The sequence below is a fragment of the Pseudomonas sp. GD03862 genome (genome assembly GCF_029840855.1).
Taxonomy (GTDB): Bacteria; Pseudomonadota; Gammaproteobacteria; order Pseudomonadales; family Pseudomonadaceae; genus Aquipseudomonas; species Aquipseudomonas alloputida.
The window spans coordinates 44,245-58,976 of record NZ_JAOCDI010000021.1 but is presented as its reverse complement, the minus strand read 5'-3'; the positions used below and the strand labels follow the sequence as shown (position 1 = coordinate 58,976).

The following is a 14,732-nucleotide window of genomic DNA, read 5'->3' as shown; positions in this document are numbered from 1 at the left end:
GATGAACGACTTGCAACTGCGCACCGCGCGGGCGGCGAACACCGAGGGGGCGTTGTACCTGCAGTTTCGCATCAGAGCGCAGCGTTTTGCCCTGAGCGTGCACGAGGTGATCGAAGTGCTGCCGCGTCAGCCGCTCAAGCCGATCGCCCAGGCACCTGCCTGGGTCGCGGGCATCCTCGCCCATCGTGGCCAGCTGGTTCCGGTCATCGACCTTGCCGCCTTGAGCTTTGGCCAGCCGGCGGTGCAACGCACCAGCACCCGCCTGGTGCTGGTGCACTACCGAGGCGGCCTGCAGCTTGGCCTGATCCTGGAGCAGGCCACCGAAACCCTGCGTTGCCAACCGGACGAGTTCCAGCCCTATGGGGTGGACACAGGCGATGCGCCGTATCTGGGCCCGGTGCGCCAGGATGCCCAAGGCCTGCTGCAGCGCATCGAAGTCAATGACCTGCTGCCCGACACCGTGCACGCATTGCTGTACACGCAAGACCCGACAGGGATGCCTACATGAACGAACAGCGTTTCTTCCGCTTCTTGCGCGAGCGTATTGGCCTGGACGTGGAGTCGGTGGGCGCGCCCATGGTCGAACGCGCGCTGCGCCAACGTTGCGTGGCTGCGGGCGCGATGGACCTGGACGATTACTGGCTGCGCCTGCAGCAGTCGGCAGATGAGCAACAGGCGCTGATCGAAGCGGTGATCGTCCCGGAAACCTGGTTTTTCCGTTACCCCGAATCCTTCACTGCGCTGGCCAGCCTGGCCCATAAACGGCTGGCTCAACTGGCTGGCGCGCGCCCGCTGCGATTGCTCAGCCTGCCGTGCTCTACCGGCGAGGAGCCCTATTCGCTGGCCATGGCCTTGTTTGACGCCGGCATGGCGCCTGGGGCATTCCTTGTCGATGGAATGGACATCAGTCCAAGTTCAGTAGCCAAGGCCGGGCAGGCGGTATATGGGCGCAATGCGTTCCGGGGTAGCGAACTGGGCTTTCGCGAGCGCTACTTCGATGCTCTGGACGAAGGCCACCGCCTGCATGAGCGGGTACGCCAGCAAGTCAGCCTGCGGGTGGGCAATGTGCTTGACCCGGCGCTGGCCAGCCGCGACGGCCTGTATGACTTCGTGTTCTGTCGCAACCTGTTGATCTATTTCGACGTACCGACCCAACAGCGTGTATTCGAAGTGCTCAAGCGCTTGCTGCATCCGCAGGGTGTGCTGTTTATCGGCCCGGCCGAAGGCAGCTTGCTGGCACGCATGGGCATGCGTCCATTGGGGATCGCCCAGTCGTTTGCCTATGTGCGTCATGAAGGCGACAGCGCCTCCTTGGCGGCGGCACCCGCCCAACCTGCCAAGCGGGCGTTCACGACGTTGCCCGCACCGGTTTATCCGCAGCCCAGTGTGCCGTTGCCTCGTTCGCTGCGTGTGCTGCCGGTGGCGGCCAGGCCAGCGCCAGCCCGCGAGCACAGCCACGAGGGGGCCAGCGAGTTGCTGGCCGGCATTGCCCGGCTGGCCAATGCCGGCGCCAGCGAGCAGGCCCGTAGCGAATGCCAGCGCTACCTGAGCCAGTACCCGCCGTCGGCACAGGTGTACTACTGGCTGGGTTTGCTCAGTGATACCGAAGGCGATGCGCAGCAGGCGCTGAGCCACTATCGCAAGGCCCTGTATCTGGAACCACAGCACCCCGAGGCGCTGGTGCACCTGGCCGCCTTGCTGGCGGCCCAGGGTGACCTGGCCGGCGCTCGGCGCCTTCAGGAGCGCGCGGCGCGGGCTGGCCGGGAGTCTGAACGATGAACAGTGAATCCGCGATGCAATTGCTCGCCGAGGATGACGCGCACATCGACGACTGCTGGAACCGCATTGGCGTGCGCGGCGACAAGCAGTGCCCACTGCTGGAGCGGCATGTTCATTGCCGTAATTGCGAGGTGTATGCCGCTGCGGCCACGCGTTTGCTCGACCGCTATGCGCTGGTGCAGGAGCACCAGGCTGCAGCGGTGCAGCCGGACGCGGAAAACACCGGTCGCTCGATGCTGCTGTTCCGTCTGGGCGAAGAGTGGCTGGCGCTGGCTACCGCCTGCCTGGCCGAAATCGCCCCGTTGCAGGCGGTGCATTCATTGCCGCACCAGCGCTCGCGGCTGCTGCACGGGGTTGCCAATGTACGCGGTGCGTTGGTGCCGTGCCTGTCACTGGCTGATTTGCTGGGCGTGCAGGCAAGCTCCACCGAGCAACGCAGCGCACGGGCGATGCCACGTATGCTGATTCTGGCCGCCGAAGGCGGGCCGGTGGTGATGGCTGTCGAGGAAATCGACGGTATTCACCGGCTCGACCCGCAGTTGCTGGGCAGTGGCCGGGACGCCACACGCTTCACCGCCGCAGTCCTGCAGTGGCGCGGCCGCAGCGTGCGGGTTCTGGACGATCAACACTTACTGTCTGCCGTGCAGCGGAGCCTGTCATGACCCCAGAGCAAATGCGCGACGCATCGTTGCTCGAACTGTTCAGCCTGGAGGCCGAGGCGCAGACCCAAGTGCTCAATGCCGGCCTGATGGCACTGGAGCGCAACCCTACCCAGGCCGACCAGCTCGAGGCCTGCATGCGCGCTGCCCACTCGCTCAAGGGGGCTGCGCGCATTGTCGGGGTGGATGCTGGCGTCAGTGTCGCCCACGTGATGGAAGACTGCCTGGTGGCGGCCCAGGAAGGCCGACTGCGGCTGACCGCCGAGCATATTGACGCGCTGTTGCAAGGTACCGACCTGCTGATGCGTATTGCCACACCCGGCGATGCCGGGGCGCAGGCGACCTTGCCGGTGTTTCTTGCGCAAATGGCCAGCCTGCTCGACCCGGGCGCCTCTGCCATGCCTGTCGTGCCACCGGCGGCATCCGTGCCGCCGCTGGCAACCCTGCCGCCTGCCCCCATGGTAATGCCAGCCGAACCACCGGAACCAGAGCCCGAACCCGCCCTGCGGCGCAAGGCTGGCAAGCGCGCTGGCGAAGGTACCGAGCGGGTACTGCGTGTCACCGCCGACCGCCTCAATAGCCTGCTTGACCTGTCCAGCAAGTCGCTGGTGGAAACCCAGCGGCTCAAGCCATATCTGGCTACCCTGCAGCGCCTCAAGCGCATGCACGGCCAGGGTATGCAGGCGCTTGACGGCTTGCGCATGCAGCTGGAAGACACGGGGCAGGGCAACGAGGTGCTCGAAGCCTTGGCACAGACCCAGCGCCTGCTGGCAGAGACCCAGCAGATTCTGCAGCAGCAGGCGGCCGACCTGGATGAGTTCGGCTGGCAGGCCAGCCAGCGTGCGCAGTTGTTGTATGACACTGCCCTGGCCTGCCGGATGCGGCCGTTTGCCGACGTGCTGACCGGGCAAAGCCGCATGGTCCGCGACCTGGGCCGTTCGCTGGGCAAACCGGTGCGGCTGGTGGTGGAAGGGGAGAAGACCCAGGTCGACCGCGATGTGCTGGAAAAGCTCGAAGCACCGCTGACCCACCTGTTGCGCAATGCCGTCGACCACGGCATCGAATTGCCCGAGCGGCGCCTGCTGGCGGGCAAGCCGGACGAGGGTGTGATCCGCCTGCGGGCTTCGCACCAGGCGGGCATGCTCAGCCTGGAGCTGATCGACGATGGCGCCGGTATCGACCTGGAGCGCCTGCGCAGCAGCATCGTCGAGCGCGCCCTGTCGCCCGCTGACACGGTGGCGCGGATGAGTGAGGCGGAGCTGCTGACGTTCCTGTTCCTGCCCGGTTTCAGCCTGCGTGACAAGGTTACCGAAGTGTCCGGGCGCGGCGTGGGGCTGGATGCGGTGCAGCACTTGATCCGCGAGCTGCGCGGCTCGATCGAGTTGACCCAGGTGGCAGGGCAGGGCTGTCGCTTCCATCTTCAGGTGCCGCTGACCCTGTCGGTCGTTCGCAGCCTGGTGGTCGAGGTGGGCGGTGAGGCTTACGCCTTCCCGCTGGCCCATATCGAACGCACGCTGGAAGTGACCGCCGAACAGATCGTGCAGATCGAGGGGCGCCAGCATTTCTGGCACGAAGGCCGGCATATTGGCCTGGTGGCGGCCAGCCAATTGCTCAATCGCCCGGCTGGGCAAAGCGATGAAGCCAGCCTGCGGGTAGTGGTGATTCGTGAGCGCGAGCAGCTGTATGGCGTGGCCGTGGAGCGGCTGGTGGGGGAGCGGGTGCTGGTCGTGATGCCACTCGACCCACGCCTGGGGAAGGTGCAGGACATTTCCTCCGGCGCCTTGCTCGATGATGGCTCGGTGGTCCTGATCGTCGATGTCGAAGACTTGCTACGCTCGCTGGAAAAACTGCTCAGCACGGGCAGCCTGGAGCGCATCGAGCGCGGCAGCAGCGGAGCCCGTGGCGTAGTCCGCAAACGCATCCTGGTGGTCGACGACTCGCTGACCGTACGCGAACTGCAGCGCAAGCTGCTGGGCAACCGTGGCTACGACGTGGCGGTGGCGGTGGATGGCATGGACGGCTGGAACGCCCTGCGCAGTGAGGACTTCGACCTGTTGATCACCGACATAGACATGCCGCGCATGGACGGTATCGAGCTGGTTACCCTGGTGCGTCGCGACCAGCGCCTGCAGTCATTGCCGGTGATGGTGGTGTCCTATAAAGACCGTGAGGAAGACCGACGGCGTGGCCTGGACGCCGGCGCCGACTACTATTTGGCAAAGGCCAGTTTCCACGACGATGCGTTGCTGGATGCTGTTGTGGAACTGATCGGAGGTGCTCAGGGATGAAGATCGCCATCGTCAATGACATGCCCCTGGCCGTCGAAGCGTTGCGCCGGGCGGTCGCCCTGGAGCCCGCACACCAGGTCGTGTGGGTGGCCAGTAACGGTGCCGAGGCGGTGCAGCGTTGCACCGAGCAGTTACCGGACCTGATCCTCATGGACCTGATCATGCCGGTGATGGACGGTGTCGAGGCAACCCGGCGGATCATGGCCGAAACCCCGTGCGCCATTGTCATCGTCACGGTCGACCGTAAGCAGAACGTACACCGGGTATTCGAGGCCATGGGCCATGGCGCCCTCGATGTGGTCGACACCCCGGCGTTGGGCGCTGGCGATGCCCGCGAAGCGGCGGCGCCCTTGCTGCGCAAGATCCTCAATATCGGCTGGCTGGTCGGCCAGCAGCGGGCACCTGCCGCAAGGTCGGTCGCTGCGCCGCTGCGCGAGGCTTCCCAGCGCCGCGGGTTGGTGGCAATCGGGTCTTCGGCAGGTGGCCCTGCAGCACTCGAAGTATTGCTCAAGGGCTTGCCGGCAGCGTTTCCGGCGGCCATCGTGCTGGTCCAGCATGTGGACCAGGTGTTTGCCGCAGGCATGGCCGAATGGCTCAGCAGCGCAGCAGGCCTGCCGGTGCGCCTGGCCCGTGAAGGCGAACCGCCGCAGCCAGGGCAGGTACTCCTGGCCGGTACCAACCACCACATTCGCCTGCTACAGAATGGCCAACTGGCCTACACTGCGGAACCTGTGAATGAAATCTACCGGCCCTCGATCGATGTGTTCTTCGAGAGCGTGGCACGTTACTGGAATGGTGATGCAGTGGGCGTGCTGCTCACCGGCATGGGCCGCGACGGTGCCCAGGGCCTGAAGCTGATGCGTCAGCAGGGCTTTCTGACCATTGCCCAGGACCAGGCCAGCAGCGCGGTGTACGGCATGCCCAAGGCTGCTGCGGCTATTGATGCCGCCGTGGAAATCCGCCCGCTGGAACGCATTGCCGGGCGCTTGACTGAATTTTTCGCAAAATGACGAAATGTATTGAATCACGCCGCCAGGCCGGTAGTGATCGGGTGAACAATGATGAATGATTTACCGATCGAAGGTTTCGCGACCACCAACGAAAACTCGGCGATGGTGCTGCTGGTCGACGATCAGGCCATGATCGGCGAAGCGGTGCGGCGTGGCTTGGCCAATGAAGACAACATCGACTTCCACTTCTGTGCCGACCCGCACCAGGCGGTGGCCCAGGCCATGCGCATCAAGCCCACGGTCATTCTTCAAGACCTGATCATGCCTGGCCTGGACGGCTTGACCCTGGTGCGCGAGTACCGCAACAACCCGGTGACCCAGGACATCCCGATCATTGTCCTGTCGACCAAGGAAGACCCGCTGGTAAAGAGTGCGGCATTTGCCGCCGGGGCCAACGATTACCTGGTCAAGCTGCCTGACACCATCGAACTGGTGGCCCGCATCCGCTACCACTCGCGTTCCTACCTGACCCTGCTGCAGCGCGACGAGGCCTACCGTGCCCTGCGCGTCAGCCAGCAGCAGCTGCTTGATTCCAATCTGATGTTGCAGCGGCTGATGAACTCCGATGGCCTGACCGGGCTGTCCAACCGCCGGCACTTCGACGAATACCTGGAGCTGGAATGGCGCCGGGCGATGCGTGAACAGCAGCAGTTGTCGTTGCTGATGATCGACGTGGATTACTTCAAAGTCTACAACGACAGCTTTGGCCATCTGGCCGGTGACGAGGCCTTGCGCCAGGTCGCCGAAGCCATCCGTAGCTCGTGCTCGCGGCCGACCGACCTGCCGGCGCGCTATGGCGGCGAAGAGTTTGCCCTGGTGCTGCCCAACACCTCGCCAGGCGGGGCGCGGCTGGTGGCCGAAAAACTGCGCCAGACCGTGCTGGGCCTTGGCATCCCCCATACTGCGCCGACGGCTGATACGTTCTTGACCGTGAGCATCGGCCTGGCCACCCAGACTCCGGCTATCGGCAGCCATTGCCGGCAGCTGATTTCGGCGGCCGATAAAGGTCTTTACCTGGCCAAGAACGGTGGGCGTAACCAAGTCGGCATCGCCTGAGCTCCTGGAGACGCGCGGCCTGTGTGGGAGCGCAGGTTGCCCTATCGACATACGACCGCCCGGCGGGTCTGCCGCCATGCTGCGGACTCGGTTATACTCGCGGGCTTTTCACCGAATTCGCACGAGTAGCCCGCCCATGGAAATCCAACCGATCCTGAACACCATCAAGGACCTCACCGAGCGTTCCCAGTCAATTCGGGGGTATCTTTGACTACGATCACAAGCATGACCGCCTGATCGAAGTCAACCGCGAGCTGGAAGACCCCAACGTCTGGAACAAGCCTGAGTACGCCCAGGCTCTGGGCCGCGAGCGTGCCATGCTGGCCCAGGTCGTCGAGACCCTGGACAAGCTGTCCAACGGCCTGGGTGACTGCCAGGACCTGCTCGACATGGCCGTCGAAGAAAATGACGAAGGCGCCGTCGGCGACGTCGTGACCGAGCTGGAAAGCCTGGAAGAAAACCTGGCCCAGCTTGAGTTCCGTCGCATGTTCAGCGGCGAGATGGACATGAACAACGCCTACCTGGACATCCAGGCCGGTTCCGGTGGTACCGAAGCGCAGGACTGGGCCAACATCCTGCTGCGCATGTACCTGCGCTGGGCCGACAAGCGTGGTTTCGATGCCACCATCATCGAGCTTTCCGAAGGTGAAGTGGCCGGTATCAAAGGTGCAACCGTGCACATCAAGGGCGAATACGCCTTCGGCTGGCTGCGCACCGAAATCGGCGTGCACCGCCTGGTGCGCAAGAGCCCGTTCGACTCCGGTGCCCGTCGCCACACGTCGTTCTCGGCGGTGTTCGTATCGCCCGAGATCGACGACAAGGTCGAAATCGAGATCAACCCGTCCGACCTGCGCATCGACACCTACCGCTCCTCCGGTGCCGGTGGTCAGCACGTGAACACCACCGACTCGGCGGTCCGTATCACCCACGTACCGACCAATACCGTGGTGGCTTGCCAGAACGAACGCTCCCAGCACGCCAACAAGGACACCGCCATGAAAATGCTGCGGGCCAAGTTGTACGAACTGGAAATGCAGAAGCGCAATGCCGCCTCGCAGGCGCTGGAAGACAGCAAGTCGGACATCGGCTGGGGCCACCAGATCCGCTCTTACGTACTGGATGACTCGCGTATCAAGGACTTGCGTACCGGCGTCGAGCGTAGCGACTGCCAGAAGGTCCTCGATGGCGACCTTGACCAGTACCTGGAAGCGAGCCTCAAGCAGGGCCTGTAATTCGCACCCCCATGCCGCGCTACCTGGCCAGCCGCCGGTAGCGCGTGCCCTGCCCGGAACGGGCAACGAATACCTGATGGAAAGAATGACGACATGAGCGACCTCAAGACCGAATCGCAAGACCTGCAACAGGAAGAAAACGCCCTGATCGCCCTGCGCAAGGAAAAACTTGCCGCCGAGCGTGCCAAGGGCAATGCCTTCCCCAACGACTTCCGTCGCGACAGCTACTGCAACGACCTGCAGAAGCAATACGCGGACAAGACCAAGGAAGAGCTGGAAGCAGCCGCGATCCCAGTCAAGGTCGCCGGCCGCATCATGCTCAACCGTGGTTCGTTCATGGTTATCCAGGACATGACTGGCCGTATTCAGGTCTACGTCAACCGCAAGACCCTGCCGGAAGAAACCCTGGCCGCGGTCAAGACCTGGGACCTGGGCGACATCATCAGCGCCGAAGGCACCCTGGCCCGTTCCGGCAAGGGCGACCTGTACGTCGAAATGACCAACGTGCGCCTGCTGACCAAGTCGCTGCGCCCGCTGCCTGACAAGCACCACGGCCTGACCGACACCGAGCAGCGCTACCGCCAGCGGTACGTCGACCTGATGGTCAACGAAGAAACCCGCCACACCTTCCGTGTGCGTTCGCAGGTGATCTCGCACATCCGCAAGTTCCTCATCGAGCGTGACTTCCTCGAAGTCGAGACGCCGATGCTGCAGACCATCCCGGGCGGCGCCGCTGCCAAGCCGTTCGAAACCCACCACAATGCCCTGGACATGGCCATGTTCCTGCGTATCGCGCCGGAGCTGTACCTCAAGCGTCTGGTGGTTGGTGGTTTTGAGAAAGTGTTCGAGATCAACCGCAACTTCCGTAACGAAGGCGTTTCGACTCGTCACAACCCTGAATTCACCATGCTCGAGTTCTACCAGGCCTACGCCGACTACCGCGACAACATGGACCTCACCGAGGAACTGTTCCGCGAGCTGGCGCAACTGGTATTGGGCTCCACTGACGTACCGTACGGCGACAAGGTCTTCCACTTCGGCGAGCCGTTCGTACGCCTGTCGGTGTTCGACTCGATCCTCAAGTACAACCCGGAGCTGACCGCCGCCGACCTGCAGGACGTCGACCGCGCCCGCGAGATTGCCAGGAAGGCCGGCGCCAAGGTGCTGGGCCATGAAGGCCTGGGCAAGCTGCAGGTGATGATTTTCGAAGAGCTGGTCGAGCACAAGCTGGAGCAGCCGCACTTCATTACCGAGTACCCGTTCGAAGTGTCGCCGCTGGCCCGTCGCAACGACGACAACCCGGCCGTTACCGACCGTTTCGAGCTGTTCATCGGTGGCCGCGAAATCGCCAACGCCTACTCCGAGCTCAACGATGCCGAAGATCAGGCCGAGCGCTTCCTGGCCCAGGTGGCCGAGAAGGACGCGGGTGACGATGAAGCCATGCACTATGACGCCGACTTCGTTCGTGCGCTGGAGTACGGCATGCCGCCGACCGCCGGTGAAGGCATCGGCATCGACCGCCTGGTGATGCTGCTGACCAACTCGCCGTCGATCCGCGACGTCATCCTGTTCCCGCACATGCGTCCGCAGGCCTGAGTGAGCTGAACGAGCCGCCTTTCGAGGCGGCTTTTTCTTGCCTGAAGCTTTATGTTGTCAGTGCTGGCCCCTTCGCGGGTAAACCCGCTCCTACAAAGGCCTCAGCAGGCCCTTGCAGGAGCGGGTTTACCCGCGAAGAGGCCAGCACTGACGAAACACTGCCCATGAGGTATCCCCCGTGACACCCGCCATGCCTGACCAAGGCGCCGCCGGCATCGCCACCGCCGTCGCCGAAAGCGTGCAATACCAAGGCCGCAAGACTGCCCGCCAAGGCAGCGAACAGCGTCGCCAGTTGATTCTCGATGCCGCCATGCGCATTGTCGTACGCGACGGCGTGCGCGGTGTGCGCCACCGGGCAGTGGCCGCCGAGGCCGGCGTGCCATTGTCGGCCACCACCTACTACTTCAAGGACATCGAGGACCTGCTCACCGATACCTTTGCCCAGTACGTCGAGCGCAGTGCGGCCTACATGGCCAAGCTGTGGGCCAATACCGAGGTGGTGTTGCGCCAGTTGCTGGCACAGGGCGATGGCAGCCCGCAGGCACGGGCGCGGCTGGCTGACGACGTGGCGCGCATGACCGCCGATTACGTTCAGCGGCAACTGCTGAACCGCCGTGACTTCCTGATGGCCGAGCAGGCTTTCCGCCAGGAAGCATTGCTGTGCCCGCGACTGGCTGAGCTGGTGTGCGCTCATGAGCAGATCCTGCTGCACGGCACCCGGCAATTGCTGCAGGTCGTGGGTTCGCGGCAGCCGGAGCAGGATGCACAGATGTTGACGGCGATTATCGAGCAGTTGGAATATCAAGGCCTGCTCAAGCAAGCGAATGCGCAAGCCGATGGGCAGATGCTCGCTATGCTTACCCGATACCTGCAGCTGGTGCTGGCATCGGCCTGAGCCGAGAACGACCTTTTCAAGGAGAACCTGATGAAAGCCTGGCGTGTGGTGTTGTTGACTTTGTCATTCCTGCTGCTGGGCGGTTGTCTGGTGACCTTCCATGAGCCCTTGCCCAGCAACCAGGCAGCGCCCAAGGCCCTGCTCGGCAAGTGGAGCAGCAAGGACGCCTGGGGGGAGCCGTTGAAACTGGTGATCAGCCGTAGCGGTGGCGACGCCTACAAGGCGGTGGCCACGGCCAAGGGCAAGGCCCCTGAAGAATACGTGTTCACCGTGTCACGCCACGGCAACCGCTGGTACTTGTCGGCTGGCGTGCCCAAGCGCCTGGGCGGCAATTTCCTGATTGGCGGCTTCGATATCGTCGATGGCAAGGAACTGGTGGTCTACAACCTGGATGTCGAGCAGGTACAGCAGGCGGTGGGCAAGAAGGAACTGAGCGGTCGTAGTACCGAAGTGCCGGAGGACAACGGCGACGGCGTGCTGATCGACAGCCCGGCGGCGCGGGTGCTGGCCTACCTGGACGACCCGGCCAACTCCGACCTGTTCGTCGAAGTGGCGCGGTTCCAGCGCTCGGGCAAATGACCGTGTTGGCGTCTTCGCGGGCTTGCCCGCTCCCACAGGTATTTCACAGGTATCTGATCCTGTGGTGCCCCTGTGGGAGCGGGCAAGCCCGCGAAGAGGCCGGTACAGGTTTCGTGTACTAGAAAGGAGTCCCTGGTGGACGAATACCAGCAAACCATCCGCGCCCTGTCCGACCGCATCGTCGCGGCACAGACGCCGATCCGGGTCCTTGACGCGGTGAAGTGGGACGACAACATCCGCCAGGGCTTTCTCAAGGCCAAGGGCAAGGAGCCGCCGGCGGTTGATCGCGCCTACTACCAATCGCGCCCGCTGTCGTTCGACTCCAGCGCGGTCAAGGCCGAGTTCCAGGGCATCGAGCGCGACATCATTCGCCAGTTGGGCCAGTTCAACCCGGTCGGGCAGATCATGAAGCGCATGTGCCGCGAATACCGCATGGTGGTGCGCATGCTTGAAGCGCGCGGTACCGAGGACTTCGGCCTGATCTCCCAGGAGCTGTACGGCGCCGCCTCGGATGCCTTCCACGCCGGTGACCCGACCCTGGCCGACCTTGGCCTGATGCTGTCGGACTACCTGAACAACATCGATGGCCGTGGTGACCTCAAGGATGAGCCAAAGAATCTCACCGCCAAGGAGGCGGTGGAGATCCTCCAGCACCGGCTGAACAACGTGTTCGGCGAGGCCGAAGGGACCATTCGCGTGTTCGAGTCCGACGGTATCGTCGCCGACGCCGCAGCCGGTGCCGACTACATCAAGGTGCGTGCCGATGCCATGTTCAACGCCCGCGATGTGCGCGCCCTGGAGGTGCACGAAGGGTTGGTGCACGTCGGTACCACGCTCAATGGCCTGAACCAGCCGATCTGCACCTTCCTGGCCAAGGGCCCGCCCTCGTCGACGGTAACCCAGGAGGGCCTGGCGATTCTCATGGAGGTGATCGCCTTTGCCTCCTACCCCAGCCGCCTGCGCAAGCTCACCAACCGCACCCGTGCCATCCACATGGTTGAGGAGGGGGCAGACTTCATGCAGGTCTACGGTTTCTTCCGCGAGCAGGGCTTCGAGATGGCGCAGAGCTACAGCAACGCCAGCCGGGTGTTCCGCGGCTCGGTACCCAACGGCCTGCCATTCACCAAGGACTTGTCCTACCTCAAGGGCTTCATCATGGTTTACAACTACATTCAGTTGGCCGTGAAGAAGGGCAAACTGGAACAGATCCCGTTGCTGTTCTGCGGCAAGACCACCCTGGAAGACATGCGCACCCTGCGCCAACTGGTCGAGGAAGGGTTGGTCGAGCCGCCCAAGTACCTGCCTGAACAGTTCCGCGACCTGAGTGCGCTGTCGGCCTGGATGTGCTTCTCCAACTTCCTCAACCACCTGAGCCTGGATCGCATTGAAGCCGACTACGCGAACATTCTCTGAGCACTGCCGCCTGCTCGTCCTCGGCCTGGTCCTGCTGAGCCTTGGCGGCTGCAGCAGCCTGTTGTTCTACCCCGAGCGTGGTCAGGCCTTCACCCCTGAGCGTGCCAAGCTGGAATACCGCGATGTCACGCTGACCACTGCTGATGGCATCCGCCTTCACGGTTGGTGGCTGCCAGCCAAGGCCGGGGTCGAGGTCAAGGGCACGGTGCTGCACCTGCACGGCAACGGCGGTAACCTGCCAGGGCACCTGGGGGGTAGCTACTGGCTGCCGGAGCAGGGCTACCAGGTGTTGATGATCGATTACCGCGGCTATGGCTTGTCTCAGGGCCAGCCGAGCCTGCCGGAGGTGTACCAGGACATTGCTGCAGCCATGGCCTGGCTGCAGCAGGCGCCCGAGGTCAAGGGCAAGCCGCTGGTACTGCTGGGGCAGAGCCTGGGCGGTGCCATGGCCATTCATTACCTGGCGGCCCACCCCGAGCAGCGTCAGCGCTTCAGCGCCCTGGTGTTCGATGGTGTGCCGGCCAGTTACCGCGCGGTGGGGCGCTTTGCGCTCAGCACTTCCTGGATGACCTGGCCATTGCAGGTTCCGCTGTCGTGGCTGGTGCCGGACGGCGACAGCGCGATCCGCTCGATCGAGCGATTGAGCAGCCCGCCCAAGTTGTTTTTCCACAGTATCGACGACAACCTGGTGCCGATGGACAACGGCATCCGCCTGTATCAGCACGCGCCACCACCGCGGGTGCTGCAACTGACCCGAGGGGGTCACGTGCAAACCTTCGCCGACCCTACCTGGCGCCAGGTGATGCTGCGGTTCCTCGATGATCCCAGCCATTTCAACGGCCTGCGGCGGCTTGCCGAAGTGCCCAATTTCCCTGACGAGAAGAACAAGCAATGAGTGAAGAACGCAACGCCATCCCGCTGATCCTGACCGGCGTCGGCAGCATCATCGTGACGGTAGGGGCTTTGTGGTATTACGGTTACCTGCATTTCGCCAAGCCCGAAGATGCCCTGCTGCTGCAGGACTTCACCATGCTCAAGACCATCCCCGGCGAGGACTACAAGGTATCGCTGGACCCGGCACCGCAAGTGGCCCAGTGCGTCGACGGCGTGCTGGTGCTGTTCGACACCCAGCAGAAAGGCCTGACCGGCGTGCTGGTGGACAACCGCAAGCGCGCGGTGCGCTGCATGGGCGAAGAAACACCGCAGCAGGTGCAGTGAGCCATTATCCTTGCTGCCTGAACTCGCCTCTTCGCGGGCACGCCCGCTCCCACAGGGTCGCGCAAAACTCGAAACTGGCGCCGTACCTGTGGGAGCGGGCGTGCCCGCGAAGAGGCCCGAACAGGCAAAAGAAAGCCCCGCGTCGATCGCGGGGCTTGTCCTTTCAGCTAGCCAGCCTTAGCGCTGAACCTGGCTCACCGAGCGTGGTGCCACCGGCTGGTTGTCGTTGGAGATGGTCACCTCCACCCGACGGTTCTGCGCACGTCCCGAGTTGCTCGAGTTGTCCGCTACCGGGTACTCCTTGCCATAGCCCTGGGAAACGATACGCGCCGGATCTACCCCGGCACGTACCAGTGCCATGCGCACGCTGTTGGCGCGGCGTTCGGACAGTGTCTGGTTGTAGTTGGCCGAGCCGACGCTGTCGGTGTAGCCCTCGACGATCACCTTGCGTTCCGGGTTTTCCTGAAGGAACTGGGCCAGCTTGGTGATGTTCGGGTAAGCGCTGCTCTTGAGTTCGGCCTTGTTGAAGTCGAACAGCACGTCGCCGAAGGTCACCAGCGTTCCGCGGTCGGTCTGCTTGGCGTTGAGGCTGTCCTGCAGCTTGGCGATCTGCGCGTCGCGGGCATCCAGCTTGGCCTGCGCGCGCTGGGCCGAGGCGTTTTTCAGTTCAGCTTCGGCAGTACGCAGGGCAATGGTCTGCTTGGCCACTTCGACGCGCTGGTTGGTCAGGTAGGCCAGTTGGTCGACTTTCTTCTCGTCTTCACGGTCCATGTACGCCTTGTCGGCCTTGTTCAGCCAGTCCTGGGCGTCCTTGGTCTCCAGTGCCGCGACCTTGCTCGCTTGCGGGTCGCTCTGCAGCGAGGAGAAGTTGGTGCGGGCCGCTTCCAGATTGGCATTCGGATCGTGCGAGCAGGCAGCAAGACCGACGCTCAGGGCCAGCAGGGCGGGAATCATGACGTGTTTGCGCATAGTGTTCATCCTTTGATCGTGTGCGAAGGCTAAGGTTG

The 14,732-nt window shown here is 63.7% G+C and carries 14 protein-coding genes; 13 read left to right on the top strand and 1 reads right to left on the bottom strand.

The window, feature by feature from the left end; translation table 11 throughout:
* The first annotated feature begins 1 nt into the window (after nt 1).
* The 13 genes from N5D53_RS15325 to N5D53_RS15265 all read left to right on the top strand — a co-directional run bounded on the left by N5D53_RS15325 (nt 2) and on the right by N5D53_RS15265 (nt 13,725).
* Nucleotides 2-508, top strand: a complete 507-nt coding sequence (locus tag N5D53_RS15325) for a chemotaxis protein CheW (protein ID WP_010952582.1) — start codon at nt 2-4, stop codon at nt 506-508.
* On the top strand, nt 505-1,779 hold the full coding sequence (locus N5D53_RS15320; RefSeq protein WP_104887124.1) for a protein-glutamate O-methyltransferase CheR: 1,275 nt from the start codon (nt 505-507) through the stop codon (nt 1,777-1,779). The genes N5D53_RS15325 and N5D53_RS15320 overlap by 4 nt, the downstream gene beginning before the upstream one ends.
* Nucleotides 1,776-2,441, top strand: a complete 666-nt coding sequence (locus N5D53_RS15315) for a chemotaxis protein CheW (RefSeq protein ID WP_064491443.1) — start codon at nt 1,776-1,778, stop codon at nt 2,439-2,441. The genes N5D53_RS15320 and N5D53_RS15315 overlap by 4 nt, the downstream gene beginning before the upstream one ends.
* Nucleotides 2,438-4,726 (top strand): hybrid sensor histidine kinase/response regulator, encoded by a 2,289-nt coding sequence (locus N5D53_RS15310; protein ID WP_198747634.1) that lies wholly within the window; start codon nt 2,438-2,440, stop codon nt 4,724-4,726. The genes N5D53_RS15315 and N5D53_RS15310 overlap by 4 nt, the downstream gene beginning before the upstream one ends.
* On the top strand, nt 4,723-5,736 hold the full coding sequence (wspF, locus tag N5D53_RS15305) for a Wsp signal transduction system protein-glutamate methylesterase WspF (protein WP_010952586.1): 1,014 nt from the start codon (nt 4,723-4,725) through the stop codon (nt 5,734-5,736). The genes N5D53_RS15310 and wspF overlap by 4 nt, the downstream gene beginning before the upstream one ends.
* 51 nt (nt 5,737-5,787) lie before the next feature.
* Complete coding sequence (gene wspR / locus N5D53_RS15300; RefSeq protein WP_029615556.1) at nt 5,788-6,792, top strand: Wsp signal transduction system regulator diguanylate cyclase WspR; 1,005 nt, start codon at nt 5,788-5,790, stop codon at nt 6,790-6,792.
* Nucleotides 6,793-6,928: 136 nt separating this feature from the next.
* A protein-coding gene (gene prfB / locus N5D53_RS15295; RefSeq protein ID WP_061405587.1) for a peptide chain release factor 2 occupies nt 6,929-8,024 on the top strand; the annotation gives its coding sequence in 2 pieces (ribosomal slippage) (nt 6,929-7,000 and nt 7,002-8,024; 1,095 coding nt in all).
* Between the two features lie 93 nt (nt 8,025-8,117).
* Nucleotides 8,118-9,620 carry a lysine--tRNA ligase gene (gene lysS, locus N5D53_RS15290; protein ID WP_010952588.1) on the top strand — a complete coding sequence of 501 codons (1,503 nt, stop codon included), beginning with the start codon at nt 8,118-8,120 and terminating at the stop codon, nt 9,618-9,620.
* A gap of 190 nt (nt 9,621-9,810) precedes the next feature.
* Nucleotides 9,811-10,515, top strand: coding sequence for a TetR family transcriptional regulator (locus N5D53_RS15285; RefSeq protein WP_019437363.1), 705 nt, complete (start codon nt 9,811-9,813; stop codon nt 10,513-10,515).
* 30 nt (nt 10,516-10,545) lie between these two features.
* Entirely contained in the window at nt 10,546-11,094 is a 549-nt protein-coding gene (locus N5D53_RS15280) for a hypothetical protein (RefSeq protein ID WP_064491441.1), read from the top strand.
* Between the two features lie 135 nt (nt 11,095-11,229).
* Nucleotides 11,230-12,507 carry a flavohemoglobin expression-modulating QEGLA motif protein gene (locus N5D53_RS15275; protein WP_003252215.1) on the top strand — a complete coding sequence of 426 codons (1,278 nt, stop codon included), beginning with the start codon at nt 11,230-11,232 and terminating at the stop codon, nt 12,505-12,507.
* A complete protein-coding gene (locus tag N5D53_RS15270) occupies nt 12,479-13,402 on the top strand; it encodes an alpha/beta hydrolase (protein WP_020190166.1) in 924 nt (307 codons plus the stop codon). The genes N5D53_RS15275 and N5D53_RS15270 overlap by 29 nt, the downstream gene beginning before the upstream one ends.
* The gene (locus N5D53_RS15265; protein ID WP_003252219.1) at nt 13,399-13,725 is read left to right on the top strand and encodes a hypothetical protein; all 327 of its coding nucleotides are present in this window, start codon (nt 13,399-13,401) and stop codon (nt 13,723-13,725) included. Before N5D53_RS15270 ends, N5D53_RS15265 begins: the two co-directional genes overlap by 4 nt.
* A 177-nt stretch (nt 13,726-13,902) precedes the next feature.
* Here the strand turns inward: N5D53_RS15265 and N5D53_RS15260 are convergent, their stop codons facing one another.
* Nucleotides 13,903-14,694, bottom strand: a complete 792-nt coding sequence (locus tag N5D53_RS15260) for an OmpA family protein (protein ID WP_020190165.1) — start codon at nt 14,692-14,694, stop codon at nt 13,903-13,905.
* Nucleotides 14,695-14,732 lie beyond the last annotated feature (38 nt).

Bases quoted from the DNA above. Each gene is read 5' to 3' on its own strand.
- N5D53_RS15285 (WP_019437363.1), top strand. From the start codon at position 9,811: ATGCCTGACCAAGGCGCCGCCGGCATCGCCACCGCCGTCGCCGAAAGC.
- wspF (WP_010952586.1), top strand. From the start codon at position 4,723: ATGAAGATCGCCATCGTCAATGACATGCCCCTGGCCGTCGAAGCGTTG.
- N5D53_RS15260 (WP_020190165.1), bottom strand. From the start codon at position 14,694: ATGCGCAAACACGTCATGATTCCCGCCCTGCTGGCCCTGAGCGTCGGT.
- N5D53_RS15265 (WP_003252219.1), top strand. From the start codon at position 13,399: ATGAGTGAAGAACGCAACGCCATCCCGCTGATCCTGACCGGCGTCGGC.
- lysS (WP_010952588.1), top strand. From the start codon at position 8,118: ATGAGCGACCTCAAGACCGAATCGCAAGACCTGCAACAGGAAGAAAAC.
- N5D53_RS15320 (WP_104887124.1), top strand. From the start codon at position 505: ATGAACGAACAGCGTTTCTTCCGCTTCTTGCGCGAGCGTATTGGCCTG.
- wspR (WP_029615556.1), top strand. From the start codon at position 5,788: ATGAATGATTTACCGATCGAAGGTTTCGCGACCACCAACGAAAACTCG.
- N5D53_RS15310 (WP_198747634.1), top strand. From the start codon at position 2,438: ATGACCCCAGAGCAAATGCGCGACGCATCGTTGCTCGAACTGTTCAGC.
- N5D53_RS15325 (WP_010952582.1), top strand. From the start codon at position 2: ATGAACGACTTGCAACTGCGCACCGCGCGGGCGGCGAACACCGAGGGG.
- N5D53_RS15280 (WP_064491441.1), top strand. From the start codon at position 10,546: ATGAAAGCCTGGCGTGTGGTGTTGTTGACTTTGTCATTCCTGCTGCTG.
- N5D53_RS15315 (WP_064491443.1), top strand. From the start codon at position 1,776: ATGAACAGTGAATCCGCGATGCAATTGCTCGCCGAGGATGACGCGCAC.